Source organism: Methyloversatilis sp. (genome assembly GCF_051861465.1).
Lineage (GTDB): Bacteria > Pseudomonadota > Gammaproteobacteria > Burkholderiales > Rhodocyclaceae > Methyloversatilis.
Map to the genome: position 1 here is coordinate 256126 of NZ_JBHYCQ010000005.1, position 16210 is coordinate 272335.

Below are 16210 nucleotides of genomic sequence, written 5' to 3' on the forward strand. Positions count from 1 at the left end.
GCTTCCTTTTTGCGTTCTGGTTACTGGCCGAGCGTTGCCGCCCAGGTCATGGATTCCGAGGTCGCGTTCGTGAAGTCGGTCAGGCCGAGCGCGGGCAGACGGGCCAGCGTGAGCACGAATTCATGCAGCGCGTTGTCCTCCCAGTTGCGCATCAGCGTAAGCAGTGCGCCAAGGTTGCCCGAGCCATCGTTCAGGGCATTCCGGATGGAGTCATCGACCGCCAGCGTCTTCAGGATTTCCTCCATCCGTACACCGAGCAATGCCGGCAGCAGCGAAAGGATGCCGGTCAGAAAGGCGCACTCGGGGTCGCAGTTGCGGCTGTCGCACCTTTCCGCGAGCAGTTCCATGGTGCGTGCGCGGGTGGCCACCATGGCAAGCAGCGGGCCGCCGGCCTGCTCGCTGCCTTGCGGGCAGAACAGCAACAATTGCAGCCAGCGCTGCAGCTGCGTGCGCCCGAGCAGCGTGATGGCTTCGCGCGCGGACGAAATCTGGCGGCCGCCACTGCCGATCGAGTTCGAAACCCGCATCAGGTTCACCAGCAGTGCCGGCTCCTGCTTGATCAGGGGCTCCATTTCCACCGTTTCGGCGTCGCCTATGACCAGACCGAGCAGTCTCAGCAGCGTCGTTTCACTCGATTTCAGCGCGCGCGTGCTCAGCACGCTGGGGCGGGCGAAGAAGTAGCCCTGGAAATAGGCAAAACCGAGTTCGTTGCAGCGCTGGGCCTGCTCGGCGCTGTCGACCTTTTCCGCCAGGAGCTTCGCCTTGTAGGGTTTGAAACTGGCGACGATGGCGGGCAGCGTGTCCTGGTCGATGCCCAGCAGGTCGATCTTGATGAAGGACGCAATCTCGATCAGCGGCCGGAAGTCGTCTTCCAGCCTGAGTACGTCGTCGAGCGCCAGGCGGAAGCCCTTGGCCACCAGATCGCGCGCGCGCTCGATGACCGAGGGCGTCGGCGGAATCGTTTCCAGCAACTCGATGACGATCTTGTCTGGCGGCAGCAACTCGATCGCCTCGGACATCAGCATTTCTTCGCTGACATTGATGAAGCCGAATGCATTGCCGAGCGAGTTCTCCAGTCCCAGCTCGTTGAATACCGTGGTGATCACGCGGGCGGTTGCACTGACGTCGCTGCTGAATTCCGCATGTTCCATCTGGCCGGAGCGGAACAGCAGCTCGTACGCGTACAGGGCGCCACTCCGGTCGAGGATGGGCTGGCGTCCAACGAAGATGGAGGTGGAGGTGGTGTGGTTGTTCGGCATGTACCGGTTTCGGCATGCCGAACTCAAGATTGAGGGTCTTGAGACCTTATTTTGCAGAGCGTACGAACTGTGTCACTGATTGCACCCTGATGGCCGGCCGCGCGGGTCGGCCATCAGGCACGCGCTGGCTCAGAACGGCAGCTTCAGGCCCGGCCGTGCGCGCAACAATACGCCTCGGAAATCGGCCTGGATACGGGCCAGCGCGGTGTCGGTGTCCGCTTCGAAGCGCAGCACGACCACCGGCGTGGTGTTCGAGGCGCGCATCAGACCGAAGCCATCGGCGTACTCGACGCGCAGGCCGTCGATCTTGATGATTTCGCGCGCGCCGTCGAACACCGCCGACTGCTGCATTTCGGCGATCAGCGCATGCGGCTCACCCTCGTTCATCTTGAGATTGAGCTCCGGCGTCGAAATGGCGGTCGGCAGTGCCTTCAGCACGGCGTTGCCGTCCGGCGATGCGGACAGGATTTCCAGCAGTCGGGCGGCCGCGTACAGGCCGTCGTCGAAGCCGAACCAGCGTTCCTTGAAGAACATGTGGCCGCTCATTTCGCCGGCAAGTGCGGCCCCGCTCTGCTTGAGCTTGGCCTTGATCAGCGCGTGACCGGTGTTCCACATGATCGGCTCTCCGCCGTGTTCGCGTATCCACGGCGCCAGAAGGCGCGTGCATTTCACGTCGTAGACGATCTGTGCGCCGGGCTGGCGCGACAGCACGTCGGCGGCGAACAGCATCAGCTGACGATCGGGGTAGATGATCTCGCCGTCGCGCGTGACCACGCCCAGACGGTCGCCGTCGCCGTCGAAGGCGAGGCCGATTTCGGCGTCACCCGCGGCCAGCACGCGGATCAGGTCTTCCAGGTTTTCCGGCTTGGACGGATCCGGATGGTGGTTCGGGAAGTGGCCATCGACCTCGCAGAACAGCGGCGTCACCTGGCAGCCCAGCGCTTCGAACAGCTTCGGGCCGATGTCGCCGGCCACGCCGTTGCCGCAGTCGATGACGATCTTCATCGGCCGCTTGAGCTTTACGTCGGACGTCACGCGGGCGATGTAGGCATCGCGCACGTCGGCATGGCGGGTGGTGCCCACGCCATGCACCAGATCGTTTTCGATGATGCGCCGGCGCAGGTCCTGGATCATGTCGCCGTAAAGCGTCTGGCCGCCGAGCACCATTTTCAGCCCGTTGTAGTCGGGCGGGTTGTGACTGCCGGTCACGCTGACCGCGCTGTCGGTGCCCAGATCGAAGGCGGCGAAGTACGACAGCGGCGTCGGCACGCAGCCGATGTCCAGCACGTCGACACCGGCGGCATTGATGCCGGCGGCCAGTGCGCCCGCCAGTTCGGGCCCCGACAGCCGGCCGTCACGGCCGACGGCGATGGTGCGCTGGCCGCGCTTGACGGCTTCGGAGCCGAGCGCGTGGCCGATGGCGCGAACCGCCTCTGCGGTCAGCGTCTTGTCGACGATGCCGCGGATGTCGTAGGCCTTGAAAATTTCGGGTGCGGGGAAGGACATCTGTTTTCCTTTCTCTGGATTCGGGGGCGGCACGGTGCATCGGGTGCCATGCGGCAGCGCGGCAATTATCCTTCGGCAGGCGCGAGGGTGACGCGTATCAGTGCGCAGTTCAGTGCGCAAACCCTCATCCGCCGGTAATCAGGCGCGCGATGAAGGCGCGCGAGGCGGCCGGACGCAGCGCCGCGCGCTCGCCGTCCATCATGCCGAGGCCGAACACATAGGCGTACAGCAGCAGGCTGCGGCTGGCGGCTTCGTCGGCGCCGTGGCCAGCGGCGACGAACAGTGCGGTGGCGCAGTCCAGACGCACCGCGTCGACGGCGTCGATCACCGACTGCGCCGCAGCATCGTGGCGCGCCCAGTCGCGGATCGCCAGTTCCACGCGCATGCCGCGCTGGTTGCGTGCCAGGCTGTAGGTGTCGATCACGTGGTGAAGTTGCGCGATCTCGTGGCCGGGCGCACATTGCGTGCGCTGCGAGATGTCGTCGATGCGACCGGCCCGCCAGTGCTCGAGCAGGGCGTCGAGCAGCGCGCGCCGGTCCTTGAAGTGCCAGTAGAAGCTGCCCTTGGTCAGCCCGAGCTGGCGCGCGAGGCTTTCGACCTTGACGCCGTCGACGCCGCTGTCCGCCAGGGTCTGGGTGGCTGCGTGCAGCCAGGTGTCGCGGTCTGTCTGCGGCCGCGGCACGAGCGTTTCGGATTCCGGCATGAGGCTATTCCGCATTCGGGTATTGACCATGGATTCAGGCATACGGTAGCGTACGGACCTGGACATACGCATCCGTATGGATGCGGCAGCACCTAGCGGCGCAGGAGGCGCGAACGATGAAAGCACTGGTTCCGGTCAAGCGGGTGATCGATTACAACGTGAAGATCCGCGTGGCGGCCGATGGCAGCGGCGTGGAAACCGCCAATGTGAAGATGTCGATGAATCCGTTCGACGAAATCGCGGTGGAAGAGGCGGTGCGGCTGCGCGAGGCGGGCGTGGTGACCGAAGTCATCGCGGTGTCCTGCGGCATTGCGGCCTGCCAGGACACCTTGCGTGCCGCGATGGCGATCGGCGCCGACCGCGCCATCCTGGTCGGTACCGAGGTTGAACTGCAGCCGCTCGCGGTGGCCAAGCTGCTCGCTGCCGTGGCGAAACGCGAAGCGCCGCAGTTGATCGTCTGCGGCAAGCAGGCGATCGACGACGACGCCAACCAGACCGGTCAGATGCTCGCCGCGCTGCTCGGCTGGGGTCAGGCGACCTTCGCGTCGAAGGTGCAGGTGGCCGACGGTCGCGCCTTGGTGACGCGCGAAATCGACGGCGGGCTGGAGACGGTCAGCGTTGCGCTGCCGGCGATGATCAGCACCGATCTGCGCCTGAACGAGCCGCGCTACGCCAGTCTGCCCAACATCATGAAGGCGAAGAAGAAGCCGCTCGACACGCTGACGCCCGACGAACTGGGCGTGGACGTGACGCCGCGCCTGACGACGCTGCGCGTTGCCGAACCGCCGAAGCGGCAGGCCGGCGTGAAGGTGGCCGACGTCGCCGAACTGGTCGCGAAGCTTCGCAACGAAGCCAAAGTGCTGCGCTGAGGAATCCCTGACATGAACATTCTGGTCATTGCCGAACACGACAACGCCGCGCTGCGCCCGGCGACGCTGAACACGATTGCCGCCGCCGCGAAGATCGGTGACGACATCACCGTGCTGGTCGCCGGCCGGGGCTGCGACGCCGCAGCGAGCGCCGCGTCGGCCGTCGCGGGCGTCACGAAGGTGCTGACGGCCGACGCGCCGCAGTTCGAACACGCACTGGCGGAAGACGTGGCCGCGCTGGTGCTGTCACTGGCTGCCGGCTACACCCACCTGCTGGCACCGGCCAGCAGCTTCGGCAAGAACTTCATGCCGCGCGTCGCCGCGCTGCTCGACATGGCACAGGTGTCGGACATCGTCGCAGTCGAGTCGGCTGACACCTTCGTGCGCCCGATCTACGCCGGCAATGCGCTGGCCACGGTGCAGAGCCGCGACGCGATAAAGATCATCACGGTGCGCGCGACCGCGTTCGACCCGGCGCCGGCCAGCGGAGGCAGCGCGGCGGTCGAAGCCATCCAGCCACCGGCGGCGACCGGGCTGGCGACTTTCGTGTCGCAGGAACTGTCGCAGTCGGCGCGCCCCGAACTCGGCTCGGCACGGGTCGTCGTGTCCGGCGGACGCGGGCTCGGCAGCGGCGAGGCCTACCACAACGTGCTCGAACCGCTGGCCGACAAGCTCGGTGCCGCGCTCGGCGCCAGCCGAGCCGCGGTCGATTCGGGCTATGCGCCGAACGATTACCAGGTCGGTCAGACCGGCAAGATCGTCGCGCCCGATCTCTATATCGCCGTCGGTCTTTCGGGTGCCATCCAGCATCTGGCCGGCATGAAGGAATCGAAGGTGATCGTCGCCATCAACAAGGACGCCGATGCACCGATCTTCCAGGTCGCCGACTACGGCCTGGTCGGCGACCTGTTCGAACTGGTGCCGAAACTGGTCGCGGAACTGGGGTAGTCGGCGCTTGACAGGCGCTGGGAAGTCGCCAGGGTCGCTGTAGCGTCTTTCGCCGCGGCGATCCGCGGCGCAGCATCAACGGGCCGGCAGCGCCCCGGAGGAGTGAGCCATGAGTGAATACATCGCCCCGCTGCGCGACATGCGTTTCGCGCTCGAATTGGCCGGGCTGGCCGAAGTGGTGGCGCTGCCCGGGCTGGAGGATTCGAGTCCCGACGTGGTCGATGCCGTGCTCGACGAGGCCGCGCGCTTCACCTCCGAAGTGCTGTCGCCGCTGAACTGGATCGGCGATCGCGCCGGCGCCACGCTGGGCGCCGATGGCCGCGTGACGCTGCCGGAGGGCTTCAAAGATGCCTACCGGCAGTACGCCGAGAACGGGTGGAACGGCATGGGCTGCGATCCGGCACACGGCGGAGCAGGCATGCCGCATGTGGTGGTCGCGATGATCCAGGAAATGGTGATGGGCGCGAACATGGCATTTTCGCTGTGCCCGTTGCTCACCGCCGGTGCCATCGAAGCGCTGTCGCTGTGTGGTTCGGCTGAACAGAAGCACCTGTATCTGGACAGGATGGTGAGCGGCGAATGGACCGGCACCATGAACCTGACCGAGCCGCAGGCCGGCTCCGACCTCGCCGCCGTGCGCACCCGCGCCGAGCCGCAGGCAGACGGCAGCTACCGTGTGTTCGGCCAGAAGATCTACATCACCTTCGGCGACCACGAACTGGCCGACAACATCGTGCATCTGGTGCTGGCACGCACGCCGGGCGCACCCGAGGGCATGAAGGGTATTTCGCTGTTCATCGTACCCAAGTGCGTTCCCGACGCCGACGGCAAGCCGGGTGCGCGCAACGATGTGCGCTGCGTGTCGCTGGAACACAAGCTGGGCATCCATGCCAGTCCGACCTGTGTCATGGCCTACGGCGACGACGGCGGCGCGGTCGGCTGGCTGTGCGGCGAGGAGAATCGCGGCATCGAGTACATGTTCATCATGATGAATGCCGCGCGCTACGCGGTCGGCCTGCAGGGCATCGCGGTCGCCGAGCGCGCGCTGCAGCGCGCGATGGACTATGCGCGCGAGCGGGTGCAGGGCACCGAAGCGGGCGTGAAGTCGGGCGAGCGCGTCGCCATCATCCGCCACCCGGATGTGCGCCGCATGCTCATGCTGATGAAGTCGCAGGTCGAGGCGATGCGCGCGCTGGCCGCCGTGACGGCGGCATCCCTGGACCGCGCCGAACATGACCCCGACCCGGAGGCGCGTACCCGCGCGCAGGGTTTCGTTGAACTGATGATTCCGCTGGTCAAGGGCTGGAGCACCGAAACGTCCATCGACATCGCATCGCTGGGCATACAGGTGCACGGCGGCATGGGCTATGTCGAGGAAACCGGTGCCGCGCAGTACTTGCGCGACGCGCGCATCACCACGATCTACGAAGGCACGACCGCCATCCAGGCCAACGATCTGGTCGGCCGCAAGATCGCGCGTGACGGCGGTGCTGCCGCCCGCGCGGTGATCTCGGACATGCACGCGCAGTGCGCTGCGCTGGAGGCGACCGGTGATGCGGCGCTGGCCGTGATCGCCGCCGGACTGCGCGACGCGGCGCAGGCACTGGAGCGCGGCGTGGGCTTCGTGGTCGGACATTTCCGCAGCGATGTGCGTGCCGTGCTGGCCGGGGCCGTGCCGCTGCTCGGCTTGTTCGGTCGCGCCGCCGGCGGCTGGCAAATGGCGCGTGCGGCGCTGCTGTCGCACCGTCATCTGGCCGGCGGCAGCGACGACGCAGCCTTCCATCGCGCCAAGATCGCCAGCGCCCGCTTCTACGCCGATCATGTGCTGAGCCAGTGTGCCGGACTGGCGCATGTCGTGTGTCAGGGGGCAGCCGCGACGCTGGACGAGTCGCTGGACTGAACATTCGGCGGTTTTGGCCTCCCTTGTGGGAGTGGCCCCTGTATGGCGGCCCCTGTGGGAGCGGCGTCCCCGCCGCGATCGGCACTCTGCACGGTGATCATCGCGGCACGATCGCGGCGGGGACGCCGCTCCCACAGCGCTCGACCACAGCGCTCGACCACAGCGCTCGACCACAGCGCTCGACCACAGCGCTCGACCACAGCGCTCGACCACAGCGCAGCGGCCTCCGGTTCCCGTCAGTCCGCCGACGTGGTGTCGTCGTCCGGCGCCTTCTGCTTCGCCTTCTCTGCCTTGGCCGCACGGTCGGCGGCCAGCATCCGGGCGCGCGATTCCGGGGTTTCGAGGCTGACGCGGCCGATGGCGCCGTCGCGGTAGTCCTGCAGCAGGGTGAACGACGCCTTTTCGTAATCCGGCGCGCCGCCCTTGATGCGGTAGCCGCGCCGCGCGGCGATGTGCTGGATGACCGACACGCCGTCCATGTCCGGCGTGCAGCCGTAGCGGGCGGTCATCAGTGCCGGGTACTTCGCCTGCAGCAGGTTGCCGAGAAAGGTCGCGACCTCTTCGTCGATGATGGCGTTGCGGCCGATGGCGTGGCTGGCCGCCAGCATGAGGCCGTCGCTTTCATGCTCGATCTTCGGCCACATCAGGCCCGGCGTGTCGTACAGCGTGAGCCGCGGCGTCAGGTGGATGCGCTGGATGCTCTTGGTGATGGCCGGCTCGTCGCCGGTCGCGGCCACGTGCTTCTTCACCAGCGCATTCATCAACGTCGACTTGCCGACGTTCGGGATGCCCATGATGATGAGGCGCAGCGGTTTGAGGTTGTCGTCGCGATGCGGTGCGAGCGACTGCGCAAGCTGTTCGATGCGTTTCGCGTCGCCCGGCTTGCGCGCCGAAATCGATACCGCCTTCGTGTTCGGCTGGGCGTTGAAGTGCTTCAGCCAGGCGGCCGTCGCCTCCGGATCGGCCAGATCGGCCTTGTTCAGCAGCTTCAGGCACGGCCGGTTGCGATGCGTGCGGATGGCGTGGATCAGCGGATTGCTGCTCGCGTCGGGCAGGCGGGCGTCGAGCACCTCGACCACCACGTCGACCGACTTCATCGCGTCGGTCGCGTGCTTGCGCGCGGCGGTCATGTGACCGGGGAACCACTGGATGGACATGTGAGACGGACAGCGGGATAAGGTCGCCATTCTACCGGTCGACCGGCAGCTGGCGCGGCGCTGCACAATCCCTTGTCCCGGCGGCAGGGCGACCGTGATTGAATGACGACGGAAGCGAGGAGACAACGATGCTAGTCCGACTGATCTACGCCAGCCGCGTCCAGCCCGACGTCGGGCCGGGCGATATCGACCAGATCCTGCAGGTTTCGCAGGCGAACAATGTGCGGGACGGCATCACCGGCGCGCTGTGCTACACCGGCAGCGTGTTCCTGCAATGCCTTGAAGGTGGCCGCGATCAGGTGAATGCGGCCTATCACCGCATCGTCGCCGATGCGCGGCACCGCGATCCGCTGCTGCTGGGGCTCAGGGAGATCGCGCAACGCGACTTCACCGACTGGGGCATGGGGTATGTCGGCTATACCGCCGAGAACCGGGCACTGTTCCTGAAGTACTGCCCGCGCCCTGAATTCGATCCCTACACGATGTCGGCCGCGTCGGTCGAGGCGCTGTTTCAGGCGCTCATCGGCGTGGCGCGCTGGAAGTCAGCGCGCTGAGGCGCTCGGGTGCGGCGCACAGGGCCAGTGATGCGCCGAGCCGCGCGGCGCCCGAATCGGCAGCGGCCTGCAGCAGTGCCACGCCGAGGTCGGCGCGTTTCCACGACGGGTCGAGCGCAATGTCGCGCATGAGGTTGAACCGGCCCTGTGCGTCGGGTGTGAACGGGCCGATCAGGGTGCGCACGACGAAGTCGTGCTGCAATGTGCGCCCCGCGTTTTCGCCACCTGAAATCTTCGACCCCAGCATGCGCTCGTACACCGCGACGTAACCCACCGTGTCGCCCGGCAGCGTGGTGCGCGCATCGACCTTCAGCACCTGGCCGCGCAGATCGAGCGACAGCGTCACGTCGGCGGCCGGTGGCCGCGCCTTGCGCGCCAGCGTCGTACGCACCATGTCGGCCGAACGCCAGCCGCGGAAGTCATCGCCCGACAGCCTGACCTGCGGCGTGTAGACCACGCTGCCGCCCTCGGCGCGCGCCAGCCGGCGCTGTCGTGCCGAATGGGCGCCGGACGAGTAAGGGTCACGCCACCCGAGGTAGTCCCAGTAATCGACATGGAAGGCCAGAGGCACGACCTGCTGCGCGTCGGCCGCCTGCTTCAGCGAACGCAGCCAGTCGTCGGCCGGCGGGCAACTGCTGCAGCCCTGCGAGGTGTAGAGCTCGACCACCGGTACCCAGCTGCGGGTGGCCTCGCAGGGTGGGGCGCCCTGCGCGAGCACGAAGGGAGAAAGCGCGGCAGCCAGCAGGCCGGGCAGGACAGGACGCAGCGACATGGACGGTCTCCGGCAGTGAGTATGCGCAGATGACCGGTGTCGGTCCGCTGTCCTTACGGACGTGCGCGTCAGGCGTACTCGACCGATCCGTCCGAACGCGGGTCGGCGGCACCTTCGATGCGGCCGTCGGGGTGGCGCACGATGAGGCCGGCGTGGCCGGCGCTTTCGTCGAATTCGAGCAGCGACTCGACGACATGACCCCGCCGGCGCAGCGCCTCGAACACCTCGGGCGCAAAGCGCGACTCCAGTTTCAGGGTGTCGCTGTCCGAGCCCCAGGTGCGGCCGAGCAGCCAGCGCGGCGCCGCGACGGCGGCGGTCACGTCGTCACCGAACAGCAGGTGGCGCAGCAATACGGCGGCCTGGAACTGCGGCTGTCCGTCGCCACCCATCGAGCCATAGACGACCGTGCGCCCGTCGGTCAGCTGGGCGATCGGCGGGTTGAGCGTGTGGAACGGCTTGCGGCAGGGCTCCAGCGCATTGAGCGCGCCGACCGCCAGCGAAAAGCTGATGCCGCGGTTCTGCCACAGCACGCCGCTATCGCCGGCGATCACGCCACTGCCGAACTCGTGGTAGACGCTCTGGATGAAGCTCACTGCGCGGCCTTCGGCGTCGACCACCCCCATCCACACCGTATCGCCCGGCGCACCGCTGACCCAGCCACCCGCGCGCTGCAGGTCGATGCCGTCAGCCAGCATGTCGAGGCAGTCGTCCGACAGCAGCGACTGCGCGTCCGTGCGCATGCGCGCCGGATCGGTCAGGTGACGGTCGCGGATCACGAAGGCCTGGCGCGTCGCCTCGACCGCGCGATGGATGAATTCGGCGGACTGTCCGTGCAGGCCGTCGAGCCCGAGGCGGTCGAGCTGACCGAGTATCAGCAGCGACAGCAGACCCTGGGTGGGCGGCGGCGTGTTGTACACATGGCCCAGGCTGTGCTCGAGCTTCAACGGCGTGCGCCACTGTGCGCGATGCGTCAGGAAGTCGGACAGGCGCAACGGGCTGCCGGCGGCGCCCAGTGCGGAGGCCATGCGGCGCGCCAGGTCGCCGCGGTAGAAATCTTCGAGTCCGGCGCGCGCCAGCTGGGCAAGCGTGTCGGCCAGACGTGGCTGACACAGCACGTCTCCCGCCTGCGGCACCGTGTTGTTCGGCATGAAGTGCGCGGCGAAGCCGGGCTGGTGGCGCAGTTCGTCCTGCTTCGTGCGCAGGCCGCGCGCCAGGCTGCGCGAAACCGGTGTGCCGCTCCGCGCATGATGTTCGGCATCGCGCAGCAGACGCGACAGCGGCAGGCGCCCACCCGCCTGGGCCGCCGCCTCGAGTGCCAGCTGCCAGCCCGACACCGTGCCGGCCATGGTCAGCGCCGCCAGCGGGCCGCGTGTCGGCAGGCGATCGCGCACGTCGTGATCGGCGTACCAGGTGCGGCTGGCAATGACGGCCGCAGCGCCGCATGCGTCGATCGCGCGCGGCGGCTGGCCCGGTTCGGCGATCAGCCAGAAACCGTCGCCGCCGAGCGCGTTCATGTGCGGATAGACGACGGCGATCGTTGCGGCGGCGGCGATCATCGCTTCGATCGCGTTGCCGCCTTCGCGCAGCACGTCGCGCGCCGATTCGCTGGCCAGGTGGTGAGGGGCGACCGCGATGCCGCGGGCAGTGGGTTTCATCGGAACATCTCCATGAGCGGCCGCGCCGGGCGGGTTCGAGTGCCCCCATATGGTGCATCAAGCCGCCTTCGTTGCGCGGCTTTCAGTGAATTTCCGGGGCAAGGGGCCGCTTGAACACGGTTACAGTCGCGCTGTGCGCGCAGCGGACAGCGGCATGCATCTTGCCTCCCGCAATCATCTTCGACGGCGTACTGCGCCGTATCCGCTTACGGAATGGATCGATGCATCACAAGTATTCGCTGTGGTCTTTGCTGTCAGCCTGGCGCGCCCGACTGCGGCTTGCCTGGTTCGATTTCAGGTATCCGGCCCTGCGCCGGCGCAATCAGGCCTATTTCAAGGTATGGCTCGGCCGTCTCGTGCTGTGGGGTGGCGCCGTCGTGGTGGGCATGCTGGCGGTCGGTTTTGCGCAGTTGTCGGATCTGGCCATCCACCACTTCCGTGGCCTCGCAAGCGACAACCCCTGGTGGCCCTTCCTGCTGACGCCGCTCGGCGGCGCGCTGTGCGTGTGGGCGACGCGGCGCTGGTTTCCAGGTGCCGAAGGCAGCGGCATCCCGCAGACCATCGCCGAAATGTCGCGTCCCGAAGACCGAAGCTGGAAGCCGCTGCTGTCGCTGCGCATCATCATCGGCAAGATCGTCATCGGCACGGCAGCCGTCGGCAGCGGATTTTCGCTCGGCCGGGAAGGCCCGACGGTACAGATCGGCGCATCGATGCTCAACGCACTGCACCGGCTGCTGCCGGGCGGCCTGCACATTCCGCGTACCCACATGCTGGTGGCCGGCGGAGCCGCCGGCATTGCTGCGGCATTCAACACGCCGCTGGCGGGCATCGTGTTCGCCATTGAAACGCTTTCGCGCAATGTCGAGTCGCGCATGAGCGGTCTCATCATCACTGCCATCGTGCTGGCCGGCATCGTGTCGCAGGCCTTTCTCGGCAAGGCGAGCTACTTCGGGCAGATCGCCATCGCCGGTACCGACCGCGAAATGGCGCTTGCCGTGGCCATCACCGCGCTGGTGTGCGGCGTCGCGGGCGGCCTGTTCTCGCGCATGCTCATCATCAGTTCCACGTCGTGGAAGGGACGGATGGCGGATTATCGACGCGACCATCCGATCCGCTTTGCCGCCGCCTGCGGCGTGCTGGTCGCGGCACTCGGCTACGTCACCGGTGGCAGCAGCTTCGGGAGCGGCTATGGGGAAACCCGTGCGCTGCTCGAAGGAGACGCGTCGCTCGAGTGGTACTACGGCCCGGCCAAGTTCCTCGCCACGCTGATCGCCTACCTGTCCGGCCTGCCGGGCGGCATCTTTGCGCCCAGCCTCGCGATCGGTGCCGGCATCGGTCACGATCTCGCGCCGCTGATCGGCCAGCAGGACGCGCCGGGCATGTTGCTTGTGCTGTGCATGGCCGGCTTTCTCGCCGCGGTGACCCAGTCGCCGATCACCTCTTTCATCATCGTGATGGAAATGGTCGACGGCTACTCGGTGGTGATCGGCCTGATGGCGGTGTCGCTGCTGTCATCGGGGGTGTCGCGCATCTTCAGCCAGCCGCTGTATGAAACGGTGGCGCGACACATGGTGGCGCGCAACGGCGGCGCTGGGGGCACCGGCAGACCGGATGCGGGCAATACGCCGGGCGCCGCGCCACCCGGCTAGCGAAGAGGCGATCCGCTCCAAGCCTCGTCCACCGTCGGCCGCACGCTGATCCGTCGCAGCGGTTCAGCGCACCGGGGGTAGTGCGTACTCGAGCGGCCCGAATGCCCGCCAGCCGGCGGGAATCACCGAACACAGCGCGTATCGCTGGCCGTTGGTGACGATGATCAGATGTTCGCGGCTAGCTGTGGCGATTACATCGGCGACATAGTCGTCCGGCGCCACGTTGCGCATGGCTATCGTCGTCTGGGCATCGGGATGGCGCCTGCCACCGTCCGCTGCGGGAAGAACCGGAGTGTTGCGGTCGTGGACCGGGTGCTTGGCAGTGCGTGTGTCTTTGCTGCGACTGGCCTGGCTCATGGTCGCCCCGCTTGGGTTCGGCCTCGGGCAGGTGCCCGGGGAATCCGCACCAGCACGTTCTTGTGCGTGGTTGAGTCAGTAACGGTCGGATAAGCCGCCGTCTGAACCCGCAGCCGCGCCGGTCATGCCGGATCGGCGCGACTTTGACCTTTGGTCACGTAGCGCGCGCGCCGAAGCCGTGACCACACATCGACACGACCCGCCGGTGCGCGGGATCACGACCAGGTGCTGCCGTTTTCAGCGGCCTCATCTGGACAAGATTTAATCTTGCGATAACCCCTGCTTAACATGTGGTCTTTCGCGGCGTGAGACCGTTTCCCTTGTCCCAAACGAGGAGAGACGCGATGCAGAAAATGGGGAAAAGTGTGGCGTTGGCGCTGTTTGCATGGTCGGCGCTGGCCCTGGCAGCACCTGAGGACGACAGGCTGCTGGCGTCGCAATGCCTCGGCTGTCACGCCGCCGATCGCACCGGTCGGGGCGGATTCGACCGACTGACCGGTGAAACCGCTGCCGAAATCGCCGAAGAAATGATCGAGATGCGCGCCAAGTCTGGCACCAGGAACATCATGCACCTCCAGGCACGCGGCTACGACGACGCGCAGATACAGCGCATCGCGCAGTGGTTTGCTGTCAATGCCGGTTCGCCGGTCAGCGGTCGCAGCAGTGATGACGACGAAGACGAGTCCGAGCATCGAGCCAAGGCGAAGTCGGCCAGTGGTCTGCGCGTGTCGCCGACCACGCGTCGTTGAGGGAGAACATGTCCATGCATTTCAATCGCAGAACCTTTCTCAAGGCAGCCTCCGGAGCAACCGCGTTGCCCTTGCTGGGTCATATGCGTCACGCGCGTGCCGCGACCTCGCGGGTCGTGGTGGTTGGCGGTGGTTTCGCCGGCGCGACCGCAGCCAAATATGTTGCGCAGTGGGGCGGCCCTGGTGTGTCGGTCAGTCTGGTCGAGCCCGATGCAACGCACGTGTCGTGCATCCTCAGCAATCTTGTGCTGAATGATCGCGTCAAACACGCGGCGCTGGGTTTCAACCACTCGATGCTGCATCAGCGCTACGGCGTCGAACTGGTGCGCGACCGGGCGGTCGCGGCTGATCCGGTCGCCGGGAAACTCGATCTGGCCAGCGGTTCGACCCTGGCCTTCGATCGCCTCATCGTTGCGCCGGGTATCGGCTTCGACTCGGTACCCGGCCTGGGCACGCCGGCCCTGCAGGCCCTGGTGCCGCACGCCTGGATCGCCGGCAGCCAGACGCTTACGCTGCGCGACCAGCTCATGAAGATGGCGAATGGCGCTACCGTTATCGTGACGATCCCGAAAGCACCGTATCGCTGCCCGCCCGGCCCCTATGAGCGGGCCTGTGTCATCGCGGATTATCTGAAGCGCAAGAAGCCGCGCTCGAAAATCGTCGTGCTTGACGCCAACCCGGTCATCCAGGCGGAGCCTTCGGCATTCCTGAACGCCTTCAATGTGCTGTACGCCGGCCGGCTTGAATATGTGCCGAACGCGGAGGTGGTGCGGGTGAGCTTCGAGGGCAGCCGGCGCGTGGCGTGGGTGCGCAATGGCGCCAGCGAGGTTGCGTACCGCTGCGATGTGCTCAACCACATTCCGCGCAATACCGCGGCACCGCTCGTGCATCAGCTCGGGCTGGCAAATGTCGGTGGGCGCTGGGCCGGCGTCGATCCGCTGTCATTCGAATCGGCGGTCGCCCCCAACATTCACGTCATCGGCGATGCTCAGGGCACGGGGCTGCCGAAGGCCGGCCACATCGCCAACGGTGAAGCCAAGGTGTGCGCTGACGCGGTCGTGCGCCTGCTCAACGGCTGGCCGATCGATGAGCCGGCGAGGTTGTCCAGCCTGGTGCTCAATTCGGCCTGTTACAGTCCCATCACCTACACGACGGCCTCGTGGTTGAACGCGGTGTTCGCCTACGACGCCGGCAGCGGGCTGATGAAGCGCGTCGATGCGTCCTTCGGCGAAGCGGAACGGCACTCGACGAAGAACTTCGAACAGATGTTCAAGTGGGCAGAACGCCTGTTCGACGACACCTTCGCCTGACGTCGCGGCATGACGGCGGATACCCGAGGCCCAGGTGTCCGCTGGGCACCTCTCGCGGTACGCCGGTCAGACCCCGTCCTTCCTGGATTTCCCGGTTTCGACCATGTTCCGTGCGCCCTGGACAAAGGCGTCCGCCTTGTCACCCTCCGGCTTCGTCAGGTCGATGTCCGATGGCGGAATCACCACGCCGCGTTGCGCCGCGGGGCGTGCGTCGATGACATCGAGCCAGCGCTTCAGGTGCGGCAGTTCGTCGATGTTCAGGCCCGACCAGGGATAGGTGCGCACCCACGCCCAGTTCGCGATGTCGGCGATCGAATAGTCGCCGGCCAGGAATTCGTGGTCCTTCAGATGGCCGTCGAGCACGCGGAACAGCCGCATCGACTCGCCCTGATAACGGTCGATAACCGGTTGCAGCTTCTCCGGGAAGTAGCGGAAGAATACGTTGGCCTGACCCATCATCGGGCCGACGCCGCCCATCTGGAACATCAGCCACTGCAGCACGCGCGAGCGGCCCTTCATGTCCGACGGCATCAAGCGGCCGGTTTTTTCCGCCAGATAGATCAGGATCGCGCCGGATTCGAAAACCGCGAAGTCGTCCTCCGCGCGATCGATGATGGCCGGAATGCGGCCGTTCGGATTGATCGCCAGGAACCAGGGTTCCTTCTGGTCGCGCGCCGACAGCGACAGCGCATGCACCGTGTAGGGCAGCGCAAGTTCCTCCAGCGCGATGGAAACCTTGTGACCGTTGGGTGTGGCGGCGGTGTAGAGATCGATCATGATGCTCCCTTCGTTGGAATGGCCGACCTGCGGATGGTCTCTGCG

General features: G+C 66.7%; 15 protein-coding genes. 7 read left to right on the plus strand and 8 right to left on the minus strand.

What is annotated here, in order from left to right; all coding sequences use genetic code 11:
• Positions 1-20: 20 nt before the first annotated feature.
• The 3 genes from ACTIFF_RS09335 to ACTIFF_RS09345 all read right to left on the minus strand — a co-directional run bounded on the left by ACTIFF_RS09335 (position 21) and on the right by ACTIFF_RS09345 (position 3468).
• Positions 21-1259, minus strand: a complete 1239-nt coding sequence (locus tag ACTIFF_RS09335) for an EAL and HDOD domain-containing protein (protein WP_439536572.1) — start codon at positions 1257-1259, stop codon at positions 21-23.
• A gap of 129 nt (positions 1260-1388) precedes the next feature.
• Positions 1389-2765: a phosphomannomutase/phosphoglucomutase gene (locus ACTIFF_RS09340; RefSeq protein WP_439536573.1), complete on the minus strand. Its 1377-nt coding sequence runs from the start codon at positions 2763-2765 to the stop codon at positions 1389-1391.
• A 124-nt stretch (positions 2766-2889) separates the two neighbouring features.
• Entirely contained in the window at positions 2890-3468 is a 579-nt protein-coding gene (locus ACTIFF_RS09345) for a TetR/AcrR family transcriptional regulator (RefSeq protein WP_439536574.1), read from the minus strand.
• 116 nt (positions 3469-3584) lie between these two features.
• On the opposite strand from ACTIFF_RS09345, the gene ACTIFF_RS09350 reads away from it, so the two are divergent.
• The 3 genes from ACTIFF_RS09350 to ACTIFF_RS09360 all read left to right on the plus strand — a co-directional run bounded on the left by ACTIFF_RS09350 (position 3585) and on the right by ACTIFF_RS09360 (position 7185).
• Positions 3585-4337 (plus strand): electron transfer flavoprotein subunit beta/FixA family protein, encoded by a 753-nt coding sequence (locus tag ACTIFF_RS09350; RefSeq protein ID WP_439536575.1) that lies wholly within the window; start codon positions 3585-3587, stop codon positions 4335-4337.
• 12 nt (positions 4338-4349) lie between these two features.
• Positions 4350-5285 carry an electron transfer flavoprotein subunit alpha/FixB family protein gene (locus ACTIFF_RS09355; protein WP_439536576.1) on the plus strand — a complete coding sequence of 312 codons (936 nt, stop codon included), beginning with the start codon at positions 4350-4352 and terminating at the stop codon, positions 5283-5285.
• A gap of 109 nt (positions 5286-5394) precedes the next feature.
• Entirely contained in the window at positions 5395-7185 is a 1791-nt protein-coding gene (locus ACTIFF_RS09360) for an acyl-CoA dehydrogenase (RefSeq protein WP_439536577.1), read from the plus strand.
• Between the two features lie 236 nt (positions 7186-7421).
• On the opposite strand, the gene ylqF is transcribed toward ACTIFF_RS09360, so the two are convergent.
• On the minus strand, positions 7422-8342 hold the full coding sequence (gene ylqF / locus ACTIFF_RS09365; protein ID WP_439536578.1) for a ribosome biogenesis GTPase YlqF: 921 nt from the start codon (positions 8340-8342) through the stop codon (positions 7422-7424).
• 128 nt (positions 8343-8470) lie between these two features.
• Here ylqF and ACTIFF_RS09370 point away from each other — a divergent pair, with 128 nt between their 5' ends.
• A complete protein-coding gene (locus ACTIFF_RS09370) occupies positions 8471-8896 on the plus strand; it encodes a BLUF domain-containing protein (RefSeq protein ID WP_439536579.1) in 426 nt (141 codons plus the stop codon).
• On the opposite strand, the gene ACTIFF_RS09375 is transcribed toward ACTIFF_RS09370, so the two are convergent.
• Positions 8862-9668 carry a DUF1223 domain-containing protein gene (locus ACTIFF_RS09375; RefSeq protein WP_439536580.1) on the minus strand — a complete coding sequence of 269 codons (807 nt, stop codon included), beginning with the start codon at positions 9666-9668 and terminating at the stop codon, positions 8862-8864. The two genes, ACTIFF_RS09370 and ACTIFF_RS09375, sit on opposite strands and share 35 nt — an antisense overlap.
• A 68-nt stretch (positions 9669-9736) precedes the next feature.
• Complete coding sequence (locus tag ACTIFF_RS09380) at positions 9737-11323, minus strand: gamma-glutamyltransferase family protein (RefSeq protein WP_439536581.1); 1587 nt, start codon at positions 11321-11323, stop codon at positions 9737-9739.
• 221 nt (positions 11324-11544) lie between these two features.
• On the opposite strand from ACTIFF_RS09380, the gene ACTIFF_RS09385 reads away from it, so the two are divergent.
• On the plus strand, positions 11545-12972 hold the full coding sequence (locus ACTIFF_RS09385; RefSeq protein WP_439536582.1) for a chloride channel protein: 1428 nt from the start codon (positions 11545-11547) through the stop codon (positions 12970-12972).
• Between the two features lie 63 nt (positions 12973-13035).
• Here ACTIFF_RS09385 and ACTIFF_RS09390 read toward each other — a convergent pair whose 3' ends face one another.
• Positions 13036-13329 (minus strand): hypothetical protein, encoded by a 294-nt coding sequence (locus tag ACTIFF_RS09390; RefSeq protein ID WP_439536583.1) that lies wholly within the window; start codon positions 13327-13329, stop codon positions 13036-13038.
• A 344-nt stretch (positions 13330-13673) separates the two neighbouring features.
• Here ACTIFF_RS09390 and ACTIFF_RS09395 point away from each other — a divergent pair, with 344 nt between their 5' ends.
• Together ACTIFF_RS09395 and ACTIFF_RS09400 are read left to right on the plus strand one after the other, a co-directional pair.
• Positions 13674-14078, plus strand: coding sequence for a c-type cytochrome (locus ACTIFF_RS09395; RefSeq protein ID WP_439536584.1), 405 nt, complete (start codon positions 13674-13676; stop codon positions 14076-14078).
• An 83-nt stretch (positions 14079-14161) separates the two neighbouring features.
• Positions 14162-15388: an FAD-dependent oxidoreductase gene (locus ACTIFF_RS09400; protein WP_439536585.1), complete on the plus strand. Its 1227-nt coding sequence runs from the start codon at positions 14162-14164 to the stop codon at positions 15386-15388.
• Positions 15389-15454: 66 nt separating this feature from the next.
• On the opposite strand, the gene ACTIFF_RS09405 is transcribed toward ACTIFF_RS09400, so the two are convergent.
• Positions 15455-16165 carry a glutathione S-transferase family protein gene (locus ACTIFF_RS09405; RefSeq protein WP_439536586.1) on the minus strand — a complete coding sequence of 237 codons (711 nt, stop codon included), beginning with the start codon at positions 16163-16165 and terminating at the stop codon, positions 15455-15457.
• Between the last annotated feature and the right edge of the window lie 45 nt (positions 16166-16210).